Origin of the sequence: Cobetia sp. SIMBA_158, from assembly GCF_046566945.1 — a bacterium.
GTDB classification, from domain to species: Bacteria; Pseudomonadota; Gammaproteobacteria; order Pseudomonadales; family Halomonadaceae; genus Cobetia; species Cobetia amphilecti.
Genome location: NZ_JAWJYL010000687.1, coordinates 1 through 255, shown reverse-complemented (window position 1 = coordinate 255; position 255 = coordinate 1). Strand labels below are relative to the sequence as shown.

Genomic DNA, 255 nt, shown 5'->3' with positions numbered 1-255 from the left:
ATAGATTGCCATTAGAAGAACAGCCAATAACATGTAGCGCTTCTGCTTCCAATAGCGGAAGGTGAATAGATTGACCCTCTAATTCAATATTGTCTCCTTGATCTTTATAAATGAATTGAAAAGGGATTCCTTCGACAAGATGATGTTGCAGGTTCATGACTAACTCAGCCGGTAAAGAAGCTCCGCCAATGGTTAACTGGCCTTTGTCATATTCATTTTGATGCGTGATGCCTCTGTTATTCACATAATCATCAA

1 protein-coding gene is annotated in these 255 nt (G+C 39.2%); it reads right to left on the bottom strand.

From position 1 onward, the window contains the following. Nucleotides 1-255: hypothetical protein (locus R2R70_RS21575; protein WP_410979135.1), on the bottom strand; the 255-nt coding region annotated here is incomplete at both ends.